We start from the raw sequence: 15,138 nt of genomic DNA, 5'->3' as shown, positions 1-15,138 counted from the left end.
CGATGGGCCTGCTGTCGTTCATCGCCGGGCTGCCGCTCGCCCCTGTTCGTGGGGTGATCTCGCTGGCCGAGTTGATCCAGCGACAGGTCGAGGAGGAACTCCACAACCCCGCGAGCGCGCGCCGCGCGCTCGAGGAGTTGGAGGACGCCCGTGCGGCCGGCGAGATCTCCGCCGAGGAGGAGGAGCAGGCTCAGCAGGCCATCCTCGACCGCATGACCGGAACGGCACGGCCCAGCAGTCCGGAGAAGGAGTGATCGGCGATGGCAGAAGAGGAGCCGCCTCCGTTGCCGGCGCCGGAGATCGCCGAGATCGCAACGCGTGACATCGCGAAGTTGACCGGCAAGAAACCGCTCAGTGCCACATCGGTGATGCCCACCGACGACGGCTGGACGGTGGAGGTGGAGGTGGTCGAGGATCGGCGGATCCCGTCGTCGACGGACATGCTCGCGTTGTACGAGGTGGTTCTGGACTTGGATGGAGAACTGTTGTCCTACCGCAGAACCCGCCGCTACATCCGCGGTGTCGGTGACAGCGGGAGCGCTCAGTCATGACCGTCGCCGGCGGCGGTACGAGCAACCTTCCGCAGAGTTCGGGCGGAGGATTCGGCGGTGGGCACCAGTCGACGAATCTCGGCGAGATCCTCGAGCGGGTACTCGACAAGGGTCTCGTGATCGCCGGCGACATCCAGGTCAACCTGCTCGACATCGAACTGCTGACCATCAAGGTGCGACTGGTGATCGCCTCACTGGAAACCGCGAAGGAGGTGGGGATCAACTGGTGGGAGCACGACCCCTGGCTGACCGGAAAGAGCAGCGACATCGAACTCGAGAACCGGAGGTTGCGGGAGCGGATAGCCGAACTCGAGTCCGACAGGTCGGTTCGCCCCGCGGTCGAGGCCGCCGACACGGTCGAGGTGGAGGCGAGGCGTCAGGAGCGCGACGATGACAGCGGATGACGGTGTCTGGCTCTACAGCATCACCACCGACAATATCGGCGATGCGCAACTCGCCGGGGTCACCGGCGTGGCAGGCGAGCAGGTCCGGGCGGTGACGTCGTCGGGTCTGGTTGCGGTGGTGGGGACGGTGAGCCTCGGTGAATTCGGGCAGGAACCTCTGCAACGCAAACTCGAGGACCTCGACTGGCTGGCCGCAACCGCGAGAGCACACGACGCCGTGGTGGCGGCCGTGTTGCGCAACGGCCCCACCGTTCCGTTGCGATTGGCGACCCTCTACCTCGACGACGAGCGCGTCCGCCGCCTCCTCACCGAACGTCATGAGGAGTTCGGTGCGACGTTACGCCGGGTGACCGGTCGGAGCGAATGGGGCGTCAAGGGATACGGAGACGCGAAGCTACTGTCGCAGGGCGTGAAGGAGGAGCCGCCCCCGACGGGTGCGGCCGGAAAGGGAACCGCGTATCTACTGCGCCGCCGTGCGGAGTTGAGCGCGCAACAGGACGTCGAACGCACAGCGGCCGGCCACGCGGGAGAAATTCACACCGCGCTCCTGGACCGGGCCGTCGACGGGGTACGCCGGCAGGTCACCGACCCGGTTCTCACCGGCAAGCGAGCCTGGATGATCTTCAACGGCACCTACCTCGTCGACAATGATCGCGTCGAGGGTTTCGCGGCACTCGTCACGGCACTCGACACCGAACGTCCGGGCATCACATTGGAATTGACCGGACCTTGGCCTCCGTATTCGTTCGCCGGAATCGACGGGTGAGCCATGAGCGAGATGGTCCCCACCGACGACACCCGCCGTATCGCACTCGTCGATCTACTCGATCGGGTGCTGGGCGGCGGTGTCGTCATCACCGGTGAGATCACGCTGTCGCTCGCCGACGTCGACATGGTCCGCATCTCCCTGCGCACGCTCATCGCGTCGGTGAGCGCACTCGTCCCGGATCCGGCCGAACAGGGTTCCGCCGATGGCTGAGGGCGAGCCCGTGGATTCGGATGCTCCGAGCGACATCGGGCGCCGGGTACTGCCGCAGCGGATCGACGCCGATCCCGAATCCGTGGAGAAGGGCCTGGTCACCCTCGTCCTGACGATCGTGGAGCTACTGCGGCAGTTGATGGAACGGCAGGCGCTGCGCCGAGTCGAGCACGGCGATCTCAGCGACGACCAGATCGAACGCATCGGGACGACGCTCATGCTGCTCGAGGAACGCATGGCGGAGTTGCGTGATCATTTCGATCTCACACCCGAGGACCTGAACATCGATCTCGGGCCGCTGGGGCCGCTGCTGTCGAACGAATAGGCCGGACTCGCGAAGCGTCGTCGATATCGATGCTCGAGCGATCAGTGTTTGAGCGCGTTCTTGATCTTCTTTCCGGCGTCCTTGACCTTGTCTCCCATCTGCTTGGCGTTGCCCCTGGCCTGCTCTTTGCTGCCCTCTGCTTCGAGGTGGGCGTTGCCGGTGGCCCTGCCGACCGCCTTCTTGGCGGCGCCCTCGGCGGTTTCGACCTTGTGCCGGATCTTCTTTCCCATGTTCATGACGCCGTCCTGTCCTCTGCGGTCCCTCCCGATTGCCCTGCGCCACCGATTTCAATCACGAAGCGCACGGCGTCCTATCCGGTCGTGCGGTCACCGCCGCAGCAACAGCGCACTGTCCCCGAATTCGTGCCACAGGTATCCGCGCGCGAGTGCCTCGTCGTAGGCGCGTCGGACGGCCGCCGCCCCCACCACCGATTCGAGCAACATCAGGTGGGAAGCGCCGGGCGCATGCCAGCCCGTGATCAGCCCGTCCACCACGCGGGCCGGCCGCGCCGCGCTCAGCACCAGGTTCGTCCAGCCCCCGCCCGCCACCGCCAGCCCGTCCGGCGTTGCCCGGGTCTCGAGAGCCCTGGTCACCGTGGTGCCGACCGCGATCACGCGCCCGCCCGCCGCGCGACGATCATTGATCAGCCGCGCCGTGTGCTTCGGCACCTCGTACCGCTCGGGGATCGGCGGCTCCCCGCGCTCGGGCGAGGACACACCCGTGTGCAACAGGATCGGCGCTGTCACCACCCCCGCGGTCGCGAGATCGGTGACGATCGGATGCGTGAACGGCCTCGCGGCGCTGGCCATCTCGGCGCTCCCACCGGTGCGGCCGAAGATCGTCTGGTAGTAGGACAGGGGCCAGCGCTCGTGGACGTATGCGTACGTGATCGGACGGCCCGCGGTTGCGAGCAGTTCCGCGGCCACGTCCGTGACGCCGTCGACCGAGGCCCGCCACAGCCGGGTCGAACGACGGGGCCAGGGCTCCTGGAGTGTCGCAACGGCGCCGCGCGACAGCCTGATCCGCGTTCCCGCCACGACCGAATCGAGGGCTCCGGATACCGGGCCCGGCGCTCGCACCTCGACCGCCCAGTCGCCGCCGTCGAGTTCGGTGGAGAAGTGCACGACCACCGGTCCCACCGTGTCGACGGTGCCGTCCATTGCCGCGGCCAGCGTCGCCGACGCGTTCACCACTACCACGTCGCCTGGCCGGAGAAAGCGGGGCAGGTCGTGAAATGTGCTGTGTACCAATTCGCCCCGGTCGGACACAAGCAGCTTCACCGAGTCCCGCAGCAGGCCCCGCTCCTCCGGCGGGCCGCTCGCCTCCAACCGCTGTGGCAGGACGAACCGGAACTCGGTCACGGAGTCGCTGCCCGCCCGGGTCACGACGACACTCCGGTGTTCGCGGCCGCGAAGTCGGATGCACGGTACCGGCCGCTGGGCGGTCTCGTCTCGAGCAGCCTCAGCAGGGCCGGGACCACGGTCTCCGGCTCGGGCCGATCCGAGATGTCCTCGCCGGGGAACGCCGCCTGGTGCATCGCGGTGCGCATGTCGCCGGGATCGAACGCGTAGATCGCGAGATCGGGCTCCTCGACCGCCAGTACCGCGGTGGCGTGGTCGAGCGCCGCCTTCGCCGCCCCGTAGCCACCCCAGCCCGCATAGGCCTCGACCGCAGCGTCCGACGAAATGTTGATCACGGTGCCGTCCGCGGCCCGTATGTGCCCGATCAGCGCGCCGATCAGCGCGAGCGGGGCCAGCACGTTCGTCGTGAAGACCTGGGCCAGTGCGGCCTCCGGGTACCGGGTCAGGGCGGGCATGGGGCTGGGGCCGAGCGCGCTCGCGTTGTTGAGGAGCAGGTCCAGTCGTCCCTGCGCCTCGATCGCTTCGGCGATACACTCGCGATGCCGCGGATCCGTCACATCACCGGGGACGGCGGTGATGGTGCTCCCCCGCGAGGCGACCCGATCGAGCGGTTCGACCCGCCTTCCGGTGACGATCACCTCCCAGCCGCGCTCCGCGAGTGCGAGTGCGCTCGCCCGTCCCAATCCTGCCGATCCCCCAGTGATCAGCGCCGTTCTGGTGCCGTTCATCGCGGACTCCTTGCCTCCAGTGACATCTGGCACCATCTTGAAACCTGAAGTCCACTTCATGTCAAGGGCCGCTGTCCTGCGGGGGCGTCCGGGCAGGGCGCCCGCACCGAGGGGTGGGATTCCGAGGTCGATCGGACGATAATGAGTCCCTACCGTGAGACGAATGCGCCACGTGCCACGACCCGCGCGGAAGCCTGCGAGCCGAACCCGGGCGCCGACAGAATCGAGAGTGACTTCGCATGAACACAGTCGCAGTGCGCTCGGCGATCGCAGCGGCCGCTGCATTCGCCGCCTTCGCCGCACCCGGTATCGCGGCCGCAGCACCGAACCTGCACGGGGATCCGACGACTCCCGGCACCCAGGTTCAGGTGGAGAGCGAGCCGGGCGACTCGAACAGCTACACCTGTGGGGCAGTCGGCGTCGCGGGAGCCGGAGTCGGATCGAATTCGTCCGGTAGCGCCGGTTCGGTCAACGGCGCCTATTTCGGACCCGGCCCCGTCCAGGGCGGCTGCGTCGGTAGCGACGGGTCGGTCTACTTCCCGACCGGCAACGCCGAGTAACGGCGCGCCCGCACTCGATATCTAGATCCGCGTGACGGTCGCGAGCCAGGCCGGTGCGCCGTCGACGTGGAATCGCGTGTGAATCCGGTCCGGTTGGATGGCTGTGATGGTCCATCCGGCTCCGGGGTTGAATGCTGCTCTCAACTCCTCCCGGCTGACGGGGTGCGGGCCGGTATCGGGTCCGTCATCACTGAAGCACAGCACATACAGGATCCCGTCGGGTTCGGTCACCGAGGCCAGGCTCGCCGCGTAGCCCGGCCGCTCGCCGGCGTCGAAGGTGTGGAACAGTCCGCAGTCCAGCACTGTCACGAACCGGCGTCCCAGCGTCTCCAGCCGGAGTGCGTCGGCCGCGGCGAACTCTATCTCGATCCGACGATCCTCGGCCTTCGCCCGGGCGATCGCCAGCGCCGTCTCGGCCACATCCACGCCCACAACCGACAGTCCCAGCGCGGCGACGTGAAGTGCGTTTTCGCCGGTTCCGCAGCCCGCGTCGAGGACCGCTCCGGCGAATCCGCCCTTGGATGCCACCCGCACGATCGCCGGCTGGGGCCCGTCGATATCCCAGGGCGCACGGCCCTCGTGGTACGACGCATCCCATGGCAGCCCCGTCATCCGCTCGTGACTGGTCGGTTCCCGACCGCCGAACGGATCGTCGGTGGGAGGTCCTGATTGCTCCGACACCACCGCCCCTTCCTCAACCCGATCGCGCCAACCCGTCGTGGCACGGCAATCCGGTGAAACTCGGCCGTTCCTCGTGCACGCGGATCCTCTCATTCGCCACCGTCGCACGCCGTCACATTCCACACAAGGTCACGGCCCGCACCCGGAGGTTCGGGTGCGGGCCGTGCGCGAAGGGATGAACGAACCGCACCTTCGGCGTCTGGGTCAGAAAGTACCCACCGATACGGTCCGACGACCCCCCTGACGATGATCTGAACTCGAGTTGTTCGGTGAAGGGTGAGATCCAGCCGTCAGGTCTGCGTAAGCATTCGGGCGGCGGTCGCGGAACAGGCCCCAACTCGCTCGTTGAGTGCGCAGCTGCTCCAAATCGTATTCGTGAAGGATGACGCCCTCGCCATCGCCGCTGAGTTCCTCGACGACTTCTCCCCGTTGATTTGTCATGAAGGATTGTCCGAAGAAGTCGATGTGCGTGGAACCCTGGCTTTCGCAGCCAACCCGATTCGCGGCCACTACGGGCATCATGTTCGCGGCAGCGTGTCCGCGTTGCACGTTCTGCCAATGGGCGTGTCGCAGAGCAGTGTCCTGCAGGTCTCCCGGTTCCGTGGCGTGTTCACCGTGACCGTCGTCGGCGATGGGACTCGATCCGATTGCCGTGGGGAAGAGCAGGATCTCTGCGCCCTGCAACGCCATGATCCGTGCCGATTCGACGAACCACTGATCCCAGCAGATGCCGACGCCGATGGTGGCGTAACGCGTGCGCCACACCGACAGGCCGGTGTCGCCGGGATTGAAGTAGAACTTCTCGTGATATCCGGGACCTTCCGGTATATGAGTTTTCCGGTATGTTCCGAGCTTCCTGCCGTCGGCATCGATGATGGTGACGCTGTTGAAGTACTTCTGGCCGTCACGTTCGAATGTGCTCACAGGGAGGACGATCTGCAGTTCGTGGGCGAGGTGACGGCACAGTTCGACGGCCGGATTCTCGTCGATGGGCACAGCGAGGGCGAAGTACTCGTCTCCGAGGGTCTGGCAGAAGTACGGCGTTTCGAACAGCTCAGGGAGGGCTACGATCTGAGCACCCGAGGCGGCTGCGTGGCGTACGAGTCGTTCGGCCGTCTCGAGGTTCGTGTGCGGGTCCCAGGTGCAGGCGAACTGGGTGGCCGCCACGGTCACCGACCGTGGGTTCGTTGCGAGGGGGTGTCTCATCGGGCGTTGCCTTCTACTGGTGGGTGTACTGACGGGTGGTGTCGGAATCGGATTCGGTGTCGGGGCTTGACCGGCTCTCGGGGTCGGGATCGGCCTTCGATTCGCTCAATCGGTCGAACAGCTGGCCGACTCGGTTGCGTTCGGTATCGTTCATCGGCGCCGAGTAAGTCACCGCGACATAGACGGCAGCGTTGACGGCCAAGGCTGCGACGCCGGAGGTCAGGCCCCCGAGCCATGGGATCGACACCGGGTAGAGCCACTGCAGCACGGCTGCCGTTGCGAAGCCACTCGACATCGCGGAGACTGCCGCGGCTGCAGTGCCTTTCCTCCAGAAGATGCCCAGGAACAGGGTCGGGGCGAGTTGGCAGATGCCCTGGTACGAGATGAGAGCGAGGGTGATCAGTCCGGAGGAGATACCGACGGTGGCGGAAGCGCCGAGGGCAGCCGACAGCGTCAGCACCCCCACCGCGATGCGACCGATCCTCGGATCGGTGACCCGAACCCCCTTGGCGACACCGATGATATCGTTCGCGGTCTGGGTGCCGAGCGCCTGGAGGTTGGCGCCGACATTGCCCATGGTGGCCGCGACCACGCAAATGCCGGCGACGGTGATCAAGCCGGTGCCGCCGACACCGGCGGCGATGAACCATACATCGTCGGGTGCCTCCGCGACACCGGGGACACTGGACGCTGCGATCGCCATCAGGGTCAGTGCCGCCCCGAAGATCAGCAGGACCGGCGCCGCCTGTACCGCCGAACGTTTGATCGTCGCGGCGCTTCTCGCAGTGAAGAGTCGAACAAAGATGTCGGGCCAGCACCACCCTCCGAGCGCACCGGTCAGTATCAGCGACGAAAGGTACAAAGGCCCCAAGGCGCTCCCCGGACCGGGCAACTCGAAGTGGGTCGGGTCGACGTCACCGAATCCGTGGCCATTACTGACCAGCCAGGTGAGCAGGCCGAGAATGACGAGGGTGCCGACGAAGTAGGCGACGATTCCCTGCACCATGTCGCTGATGATCACACCGCGCATGCCGAATCGGATCGTCCAGATCTGCCGCAGCCCGATCACCACGATGCCGATCAGAACGGCGGTCGCTCCGCCGATTCGCCCGAACGACAGGTACTGGAACACCAGTGCCAGCGATTGCATCCCCAGAACGATCCACGGGAAGGATGCCGCGATGCCGATCAGCGCTGCGACCACCCGCACGGCTCGTGAGTTGTAACGGGCGCCGAGGAGATCTGCCTGAGTTCTCAGGTCGTACCGCTTGCCCCAATCGTGTACGGGTTTGGCGAGGAAGAACATCAGCACGACGGCGAGCAGCGAATAGATCAGTGAATAGAAGCCGATGACCCCCGCGCCCGCCGCGAGACCTGCAAACGAGATGAACATCGTTCCGGGCAGCCAGGTGTTGAGGAACGCCATCGTTCCGAAGAACGATCCGAACGAGCGTCCTGCCGTCGCGTATTCGCTGAACGTCGCGTCTTTCCGCTTGGTCAGCTCCAACGCGGCAACGACGATCAGGAAGAAGACGGCGACGCTGCCATATCCGACGAGCATGTTCATCGACGATCACCGGAGTCCGAGTCGAGGGCGGACATTACGAGCAGGCTCAGGGTGATGAACACACCGGCTGCGAGGAAGTACCCCATCGACAGAAAGGCGGTGCCGTTGCCGGCAAGCCAGTGCAGCGGCGGTGCCAGGCCGACGGCCAGATCGAGCATCAGCAGCCCCGCGATGACAGGGGAACGCCACCTACTCGCGGGCGAGCGGGTCGAATGTGTCATGTGCAAACTCCGAGGTAGAGCCGCCGAAGGCGGATGCCGGAACGTTCCGGCACGCAACAATCGTGCTCGTAACCCATGTCACATGTCAAGACTGTTACCGAGGTTTCCCGAATCGCTGGGTCGGTAGGATCGGGGCATGCCCACAGTGACGATCGTCGATCTGGCTCGCGAACTCGGCCTGTCGAAGACGACGGTGTCCGATGCATTGGTCGGATCGGGGCGGGTGTCGGAGGCGACTCGCCAGCGGGTGATGACGGCCGCGCAATCGATGGGGTACGTGTCGAATCGGGCAGCCCGGTCTCTGCGTCGGCGAAGCACCGGGGCTTTCGGGTTGTATATCCCGTCCGAGGTTCGAGGGTTGTCCTTCTACATGCATTTCGCTTTTGGGGCGGCGGACGCGGCGGCGGCGGTGGGGCGAGATCTCACACTGCACACGCGAACGTCCGAACATTTTCAGGTCGACGGCGCGGTCGTCATCGATGCCCTGGACGAGGATCCGGTGGTCGAGAGAATGCTCAGCGCATCGATCCCGATAGTTTTTGCCGGGCGAAGCGGCCCACTGCCCACGGAGCCGCAGGGAACGATCGAGATCGACCATGCCGCGGTCGTCGATTTCGTTCTTGGGCAACTCGAGTCAACGGGAACGCGGCGTCCAGGGTATGTCGGCCTGGAGTCGTTCCACGGCCCCAGGTGGGCAGCGGACTCGGCGCGCAGCTTCGAACAGTGGTGCCGGCGAGAGGGCTTCGAGCCCCATGCGTTCAGTTTGCCGGCCGACCCGAGCGAGGCCGAGTTGTTCGCCGTTCTCGAGAGGTTGGTCGGCGAATGTGAAGTCGACGCAATTGTTTTCGGACCGCAAGGATTGGCAGCTCGCGCCGTGCCGATGCTGCACTCGCTGGGGAAGGCGCCCGACACCGACAGCGAGAACGGTTTTCGGGTGGCATCCCTTGCAGGCGACCCGGTCAGCGAGTTGGGAAGTTCGCAGATATTCGCAGTGGATCTTGCTCCTCGCAGTTTCGGTCGAGAGGCCATGGACCTCCTCGTCGAGCTGTCCACCTCACTGCCGGCCGCGCCGCTACACCGATATCATTCGGCGAACCTCTCACGCACGTCTCCCTCGTCTGTGCAGTAACGGGATCAGGCCCTCCCCACTCACTTGCCCTCGAACTCTTCGCTCAGAGCTCGAGCAATCGCTGGAAGAACTCGCGATAGCGCTTCAGCGCAAGACGTAGGTCCTCCGTCGAGCCCTCTTCACCTCGGGCCCACTGCTCCTCGAGCCGCGAGCGCGCCTCCGAGAACCCGGTCGTGATCCGGTCGACGACGTCCGACACGAGACCGTCCGCCTTCTGCACGCACTCTCGGGGATCGTCGACGAAGCCCGACTGAACCTCGTCCCAGCGCAAGCGAAGTACCGAAAGTTCATCCTCGGCGAACAGTGTCTGCCCGACCGGTGTGTCGGCGTCCTGTGCGGACGGTCGAGCCCCCTCGGCCGACGCGGGTCGAGCCTCGCCCGCCGAGTCCGGGACCTCCGCCGGCCGCTGGGCACCCTCGGCCGGCGCGGCGGCAACCTCGGGGGCAGATTCGGTTGTTCCGGTGGGTGAACCGGCTCCCTCGACCGCCGAGGCGGGGTTCTCGGTGGACGTTTCGCCGCTCCCGGCCGGGCTGGTGCCCTCGGGTCGCCGGTCTGGGGTTGTCATGCGCGCGTCTCCTTCGACTCGTCCTTGTTCGGCTCGTCTTTGCTCTCATCCGTCTCGAGCAACTTCTCGAAAAGTTCGCGGTAGTGCACGAACGCCTCCCGCTGTTGCTCCGTACCGATGTCGCCCTGCTCTTGCGCGAGATAGATGCCGTGCGCCGTGCGGTAGTTCTCGACGACCTTCGGGTGGTCTACCGAAATGTCGGCCGCGCGCTGATCGAAGTCGTCGATCGGGTACCCACGTTCGCGCATGACGTGTATCACGAGCCGGTCCGCAGCGGCGACCGCGCTCGACGGGTTGTCGACGAACTCGATCTGAACCGTCCGCCAGGAATCGGTGTACTTCGCGCGCGCCTCGGGTGGCAGCGGGACGATGTCGAGCTTCTCCCGCTTTCGTTCGCGGGCGGCGAGCTCCTTCTCGGCAGCGCCTTGGTCGCCCACCTCTCCGACCGTCCGCTCGTATTCGGGGCCGAACCGCCCTTTCAGCCGTTCCGTCCTCTTGCGACTGCTGATCGAGCGGGACGCGATGATCGCCAGCACCGCGATCACGACGAGCACCGCGATCAAGATCCATCCCCAAACAGGCATTTCCTCAGACCTCCTCGTCCCTCGACCGTGTACCCCGATGGCTCATTCGAAAACGGCGCCACCACTGCGGACCCTTGCGTCCGTGCACACCGGTGGATTGTTCGAATGTCTTAACATAGACTGACTGCATGACCGTAAAGATTGGAATTGCCGGGTACGGCCTGGGTGGCCGGTATTTCCACGCGCCGTTCATCGAGGCGGCGGAGGGAATCACACTGGGCGGCATCGTGACCCGATCCCCCGACCGCATCGCCCAGGCTGCCGCCGACTTCCCCGGAGTGCCGGTGTTCCCGAGCCTGGGCGAGCTCATCGATTCCGGCGTCGATGCCGTCACCATCACCACTCCACCGCAGACGCGACGCGAACTCGTGCTCGAGGCGGTCAGGCGGGGTGTGCACGTGGTCGCGGACAAGCCGTTCGCACCGGATGTCGCGACGGCCTGCGAGTTGATCGCCGCCGGCGACGAAGCCGGGGTGCTGCTCAGCGTTTTTCACAACCGTCGCTACGACGCCGATATCCGCACGCTGAAGTCGGTGTTGCCGCGGCTCGGCGACATCTGGCGTGTCGAGTCGCATTTCGATCTGGACGGTGCCGACACCCTCGAAGCGGGCCCGACCGGTGGGCTGTTGCGGGACATCGGCGCACATGTCGTCGACCAGATGCTGTGGTTGCTCGGCCCGGCCGAGCGGGTGGACGCACATCTCGATTACGTCGACCGGCCGGAGGGACGCACCGACGCCGGCTTCGTCGTCAACATCACCCACCGCAGCGGCGTCTATTCGACCGTCTCGTCGACCAAGGTCAACCATCTCGAGGGGCGGCGGCTGCGCGCGTTCGGCAGTGCCGGCAGCTATGTGGCGGACGGCACGGACGTTCAGGCGCAGGCGCTGTTCGCGGGGAGTCGGCCCGTCGACGATCCGACCGGGTGGGGTCTCGAACGACCGGAACGGTGGGGTGTCCTGCACACGGCGCAAGGACCGGAAACGATCCCGTCGCAGCGGGGTGCGTATCAGGACTATTACACCGAGTTCGCGGCGGCAGTGGCCGGCACCGGCCCGCAGCCGGTTCCGGCGCGCACCGCACTCGGCACCATCGCGGTGCTGGCGGCGGCACGTGAGGCCGCCGAGACCGGCCGCACGGTCGCCGTGCCGCCCGTCGACTGACGGGCGACTACCGCCGCTCGACCATGATTACGGGGCGAGGCACTCCTCCACGAAAGCCAACTGCCGCAGTACGTACGCACGTGCCCCATGGTGCAGTTCGATCGAGTGACCCGCGTGCGGAAACAGGTCTGTCCGTACCGTCGGCGCAGACGTGAATTGCCCCGCCAGCGCGGCGCGGGCTTCGGCACTGGATTGCCAGATGTTGTCGTGTTCGGCCAGGGTAAGACTCACGGGCACTGTGATTTTCGCGGCGGCTGAGGGCAGGGCAGTCGACCACTGCACCACGTCGACGAGCTCGGGCGTGGGCAGTGGACGCAGGAGCTGTGCATTGCGCTCGACTTGTGCGTCGGCGTAGGTGTCGGCCGGGCCGAACATGACGTGTGCGTGGTCCTGTGCAGGTAGCACGAGGTCCGGTGCATCACTGATCATCGATGCCCACATTTCGCGCAACCCGGGCTGCCACAGGCTACCCATCCCGCTGACCTCGACACCCTGCAACGCTGTGGTGGTTTCCGAGGCCACACGCAGCGCGAGCATCCCACCGATGGAATGCCCGACCAGGACGACGCGGTCGGTCAGTGCCAGGTCGTCGGCTACCTTGTCAACGGCAGCGGCAAGTATCTGCGTTTGAGCGGAGAACGACAGGAGTTCCCGGTCGCAGTCCGTTGTGCGCCCGTAGCCGGGGCGGTCGAGCGCGACGACGGTGTAGCCGAGGAGTGCGCCGAGCTCGAGCAGGGAGTCGGGTCCGAGGTCGTAGTACCCCGAGTCGTAGGTGCCGCCGTGTAGTGCGAGCACGAGACCGCGGCTGGCAGTGCACGGTCGAGCGATCCGACCCGACAATTGCAGCGCGTCGGTATCGACTGACATTCCGGTGACGTGGATCGGTGTGGTCATGGCAGCGCCTTCTGAGTGAGGTGGGGACAGCAGGTCGAGAATCGTGCAAAGCGAATCAATGTCGGGTGTCGTAGCGTTCGTGCAACCAGTGACCGATGCGCTCCCCGGCTAGGGATGCGCCGGTGGGCTCGCCGGTGGTCAACCCGGCTCCGAAGTGTTTGCCCCGCACTCGCACATGGGTGACGTCCGCGCCGCCCAGCGCCGATGCCATGGCTCGCGCATCGACAGGAAAGCACGCCTGATCACCGGTCAGTTCGATCAGCAGGGAGGGAATTCGGACAGCCGGGGCGCAGCGGAGGAAATCCGCTCGAGTGCTCAGTCCCGACCAGGTGGACAGCCACGCTTCGGGGGTGGTCACCCGCCCGAAGCCGACGACACCGTAATTCGTCAAGTCAGGTCGCGACCCGAACAGCGATCCGTACGGTCGGTCGTTGGGGTCGAGAGCGAGGTCCATGCACCGCAGGTCGGCATCGGTGCGATGGACCGTGAGCACGCCCGACGCCAGAGCTTTCCGGCGTGCTGCCGGATCACCGGTCTGCTTGTGCCGTTGGCGTGCACAGGCAGCGGCATGGACTCGTGCGTGGGCGATATCGTCGATTCGGGCGATGCGTACCCGCTGGGCTGCCCGGTATCGGTCTATGAATTCACTTGTGTAGGTGCTGGATTCGGGTGCCTGAACGAATCCGTTGTCCGAGTTGAACGGATCGAGAGTCGGGTCCACCGAGAGTGGATCGGACTCGTCGACGACAGAGGGATCGATCATGCGCATCAGCAACGTGCCCTGGCCGGGATGCGGGGCCATGAACACCGCAGCGTCGGGTTCCGGCATGTCTGCCTCGGGCAGGGGAACCGTCCTGCCGCCGGGGGTGTTGGCGAATCGCGCGGACGGTGCCAGGGACGCTTGTTCGATGTAGTAGGCGGCCAGGGTGCCGCCGCCGGAGTGACCGACCGCGACGACGGCGTCGAATCCGTGTTGTCGCAGAAAGACGTGACCGGCCGCCATATCCAGCAGCGCCTGCTCGTGCAGCAGCGTCAGATCGTTGCCCATGGTGCGAGCACCCTGCGTCCACACCGCGCATCCGCGAGCGAGGAACTCGGAAACGAGCACGTGGTGGGTGAAGTCCTGACGCGGATGCATGAGGAAGGCGACTGTTGCAGCACCGGGCACGGTCCGGAGCACACCGGAGACGGTAGCGCCGTCGGTGGTGGTCAGTTCGTGCACACCGACAGTGGTGTTGGCCGGGGTCGCGGCCGCCGAGAGGTAGCGGCCGGCGCCGATCCGTTCGGTGGTACTCATCGCTGAACAACTCGCAGTGCGTCTTTGTCGTGTTGAGCGATGCGCGAGTTTTCCAGGCCTGCTACGGAGCTGTACCAGACGGCGTGGCGGCATCCGGTGGCTCGCCGGTCGATGACGATGTCCTGATCGGCGGTGATGCGGAAGTAGGGTCCCACCGTGTCGACTGTGATTGCCGGATCCTGTGTTGCGACGTCGATGACGCCGTCGTTCTCCGGAACTCCGAGGACGTAGATTCGGCTCATCGCGACACCACCTCCTCGTTTTCGGTGCGGCGCTCCTCTTCCCAGCGTGCTGCACGCTCGACGATGAGTTCCGCTTTACGGGTGAGGAGTTGGTCCATGGAGGGATCTTCGCCGGAGGCGATGTCGCACAGAGCCTGGATGGTCAGTTCTGCATCGAGGTCCTCCTGGGCGGTGACCGGACGCAGTGCACGGGTGATCTCGAGCATGTAGCCGTTGGGGTCGTGGGTGTAGATCGATTCGATTGTTTCGTGAACGACCTGCATTTCGACGGGCCACTGTGATTCGTCGAGGCGGCGCCGGTATTCGAGGAGATCCTCCTCGCTGTCCACGTGGATCGCCAGGTGGCGGGAGTTGCGGAAGAACTCCGGTGTACCGGGAGCGAATCGCGCCCACGAGTCACCGGGGGCGTCCTGATCACCGATCGGCTCGAGTCCGAAGTAGTAGAAGAATGCAATCCGGTCATCGTTGCCGATATCGAAGAAGAAGTGGATGAAGTCGGGGTGCTGTTCGGGGCCCCATCCCGCCGCGCAGATCGAGTGGACCACCGGAAAACGTAGAACGTCCCGGTAGAAGGCCACGGTGCCCACGGGGTCGAAGGTGGGGAACGCGGCATGATCGACGCCGCGGACGCGGTGGACCGGTTTGGTGTGTGATGTGGTCATTGGTGGTTCTCCCTTGGTG

At 65.9% G+C, this 15,138-nt stretch carries 22 protein-coding genes; 9 read left to right on the top strand and 13 right to left on the bottom strand.

Annotation, left to right across the window (positions count from 1 at the left end):
• Positions 1-2: 2 nt before the first annotated feature.
• From P3H15_RS18960 to P3H15_RS18935, 6 genes are read left to right on the top strand one after another with little or no spacing between them, the layout of a single operon-like run.
• A complete protein-coding gene (locus P3H15_RS18960) occupies positions 3-254 on the top strand; it encodes a gas vesicle protein GvpG (protein WP_276138661.1) in 252 nt (83 codons plus the stop codon).
• 6 nt (positions 255-260) lie between these two features.
• Positions 261-551 carry a gas vesicle protein gene (locus P3H15_RS18955; RefSeq protein WP_276138660.1) on the top strand — a complete coding sequence of 97 codons (291 nt, stop codon included), beginning with the start codon at positions 261-263 and terminating at the stop codon, positions 549-551.
• Positions 548-955 (top strand): gas vesicle protein, encoded by a 408-nt coding sequence (locus P3H15_RS18950; protein WP_276138659.1) that lies wholly within the window; start codon positions 548-550, stop codon positions 953-955. Before P3H15_RS18955 ends, P3H15_RS18950 begins: the two co-directional genes overlap by 4 nt.
• On the top strand, positions 942-1,721 hold the full coding sequence (locus P3H15_RS18945) for a GvpL/GvpF family gas vesicle protein (protein WP_276138658.1): 780 nt from the start codon (positions 942-944) through the stop codon (positions 1,719-1,721). Before P3H15_RS18950 ends, P3H15_RS18945 begins: the two co-directional genes overlap by 14 nt.
• 3 nt (positions 1,722-1,724) lie before the next feature.
• Entirely contained in the window at positions 1,725-1,934 is a 210-nt protein-coding gene (locus P3H15_RS18940; RefSeq protein ID WP_276138657.1) for a gas vesicle protein, read from the top strand.
• Entirely contained in the window at positions 1,927-2,259 is a 333-nt protein-coding gene (locus P3H15_RS18935; RefSeq protein ID WP_276138656.1) for a gas vesicle protein K, read from the top strand. Before P3H15_RS18940 ends, P3H15_RS18935 begins: the two co-directional genes overlap by 8 nt.
• Before the next feature lie 41 nt (positions 2,260-2,300).
• Here the strand turns inward: P3H15_RS18935 and P3H15_RS18930 are convergent, their stop codons facing one another.
• From P3H15_RS18930 to P3H15_RS18920, 3 genes are all read right to left on the bottom strand, one after another.
• Positions 2,301-2,495: a CsbD family protein gene (locus P3H15_RS18930; protein ID WP_276138655.1), complete on the bottom strand. Its 195-nt coding sequence runs from the start codon at positions 2,493-2,495 to the stop codon at positions 2,301-2,303.
• A gap of 90 nt (positions 2,496-2,585) precedes the next feature.
• Positions 2,586-3,644 carry an S-adenosylmethionine:tRNA ribosyltransferase-isomerase gene (locus tag P3H15_RS18925; protein WP_276138654.1) on the bottom strand — a complete coding sequence of 353 codons (1,059 nt, stop codon included), beginning with the start codon at positions 3,642-3,644 and terminating at the stop codon, positions 2,586-2,588.
• On the bottom strand, positions 3,641-4,348 hold the full coding sequence (locus P3H15_RS18920) for an SDR family oxidoreductase (RefSeq protein WP_276138653.1): 708 nt from the start codon (positions 4,346-4,348) through the stop codon (positions 3,641-3,643). Before P3H15_RS18920 ends, P3H15_RS18925 begins: the two co-directional genes overlap by 4 nt.
• A gap of 239 nt (positions 4,349-4,587) precedes the next feature.
• On the opposite strand from P3H15_RS18920, the gene P3H15_RS18915 reads away from it, so the two are divergent.
• Entirely contained in the window at positions 4,588-4,908 is a 321-nt protein-coding gene (locus P3H15_RS18915) for a hypothetical protein (protein ID WP_072943458.1), read from the top strand.
• 21 nt (positions 4,909-4,929) lie between these two features.
• Here the strand turns inward: P3H15_RS18915 and P3H15_RS18910 are convergent, their stop codons facing one another.
• The 4 genes from P3H15_RS18910 to P3H15_RS18895 form a co-directional block, all read right to left on the bottom strand.
• Positions 4,930-5,520: a class I SAM-dependent methyltransferase gene (locus P3H15_RS18910; protein ID WP_276138652.1), complete on the bottom strand. Its 591-nt coding sequence runs from the start codon at positions 5,518-5,520 to the stop codon at positions 4,930-4,932.
• Between the two features lie 273 nt (positions 5,521-5,793).
• Entirely contained in the window at positions 5,794-6,795 is a 1,002-nt protein-coding gene (locus P3H15_RS18905) for a nitrilase-related carbon-nitrogen hydrolase (protein WP_276138651.1), read from the bottom strand.
• Positions 6,796-6,808: 13 nt separating this feature from the next.
• Complete coding sequence (locus P3H15_RS18900) at positions 6,809-8,362, bottom strand: sodium:solute symporter family protein (RefSeq protein ID WP_276138650.1); 1,554 nt, start codon at positions 8,360-8,362, stop codon at positions 6,809-6,811.
• The gene (locus P3H15_RS18895; protein WP_276138649.1) at positions 8,359-8,583 is read right to left on the bottom strand and encodes a hypothetical protein; all 225 of its coding nucleotides are present in this window, start codon (positions 8,581-8,583) and stop codon (positions 8,359-8,361) included. Before P3H15_RS18895 ends, P3H15_RS18900 begins: the two co-directional genes overlap by 4 nt.
• 136 nt (positions 8,584-8,719) lie before the next feature.
• On the opposite strand from P3H15_RS18895, the gene P3H15_RS18890 reads away from it, so the two are divergent.
• A complete protein-coding gene (locus tag P3H15_RS18890) occupies positions 8,720-9,712 on the top strand; it encodes a LacI family DNA-binding transcriptional regulator (RefSeq protein ID WP_276138648.1) in 993 nt (330 codons plus the stop codon).
• Positions 9,713-9,755: 43 nt separating this feature from the next.
• Here the strand turns inward: P3H15_RS18890 and P3H15_RS18885 are convergent, their stop codons facing one another.
• Together P3H15_RS18885 and P3H15_RS18880 are read right to left on the bottom strand one after the other, a co-directional pair.
• A complete protein-coding gene (locus tag P3H15_RS18885; RefSeq protein WP_276138647.1) occupies positions 9,756-10,277 on the bottom strand; it encodes a hypothetical protein in 522 nt (173 codons plus the stop codon).
• Entirely contained in the window at positions 10,274-10,861 is a 588-nt protein-coding gene (locus tag P3H15_RS18880; RefSeq protein WP_276138646.1) for a hypothetical protein, read from the bottom strand. The genes P3H15_RS18885 and P3H15_RS18880 overlap by 4 nt, the downstream gene beginning before the upstream one ends.
• Before the next feature lie 128 nt (positions 10,862-10,989).
• On the opposite strand from P3H15_RS18880, the gene P3H15_RS18875 reads away from it, so the two are divergent.
• A complete protein-coding gene (locus P3H15_RS18875) occupies positions 10,990-12,024 on the top strand; it encodes a Gfo/Idh/MocA family protein (RefSeq protein ID WP_276138645.1) in 1,035 nt (344 codons plus the stop codon).
• 27 nt (positions 12,025-12,051) lie between these two features.
• Here the strand turns inward: P3H15_RS18875 and P3H15_RS18870 are convergent, their stop codons facing one another.
• From P3H15_RS18870 to P3H15_RS18855, 4 genes are read right to left on the bottom strand one after another with little or no spacing between them, the layout of a single operon-like run.
• Positions 12,052-12,918, bottom strand: a complete 867-nt coding sequence (locus P3H15_RS18870; protein ID WP_276138644.1) for an alpha/beta hydrolase — start codon at positions 12,916-12,918, stop codon at positions 12,052-12,054.
• A gap of 55 nt (positions 12,919-12,973) precedes the next feature.
• A complete protein-coding gene (locus P3H15_RS18865) occupies positions 12,974-14,215 on the bottom strand; it encodes an alpha/beta hydrolase (protein WP_276138643.1) in 1,242 nt (413 codons plus the stop codon).
• Complete coding sequence (locus P3H15_RS18860) at positions 14,212-14,457, bottom strand: hypothetical protein (RefSeq protein WP_276138642.1); 246 nt, start codon at positions 14,455-14,457, stop codon at positions 14,212-14,214. The genes P3H15_RS18865 and P3H15_RS18860 overlap by 4 nt, the downstream gene beginning before the upstream one ends.
• Complete coding sequence (locus tag P3H15_RS18855) at positions 14,454-15,119, bottom strand: VOC family protein (RefSeq protein ID WP_276138641.1); 666 nt, start codon at positions 15,117-15,119, stop codon at positions 14,454-14,456. Before P3H15_RS18855 ends, P3H15_RS18860 begins: the two co-directional genes overlap by 4 nt.
• Positions 15,120-15,138 lie beyond the last annotated feature (19 nt).

It is taken from the genome of Rhodococcus sp. T2V, from assembly GCF_029269925.1.
In the GTDB taxonomy this organism is placed as follows: domain Bacteria; phylum Actinomycetota; class Actinomycetes; order Mycobacteriales; family Mycobacteriaceae; genus Rhodococcus_F; species Rhodococcus_F koreensis.
Note: the sequence above shows the minus strand (reverse complement) of the source record. Positions and strands in the feature narration are given on the sequence as shown.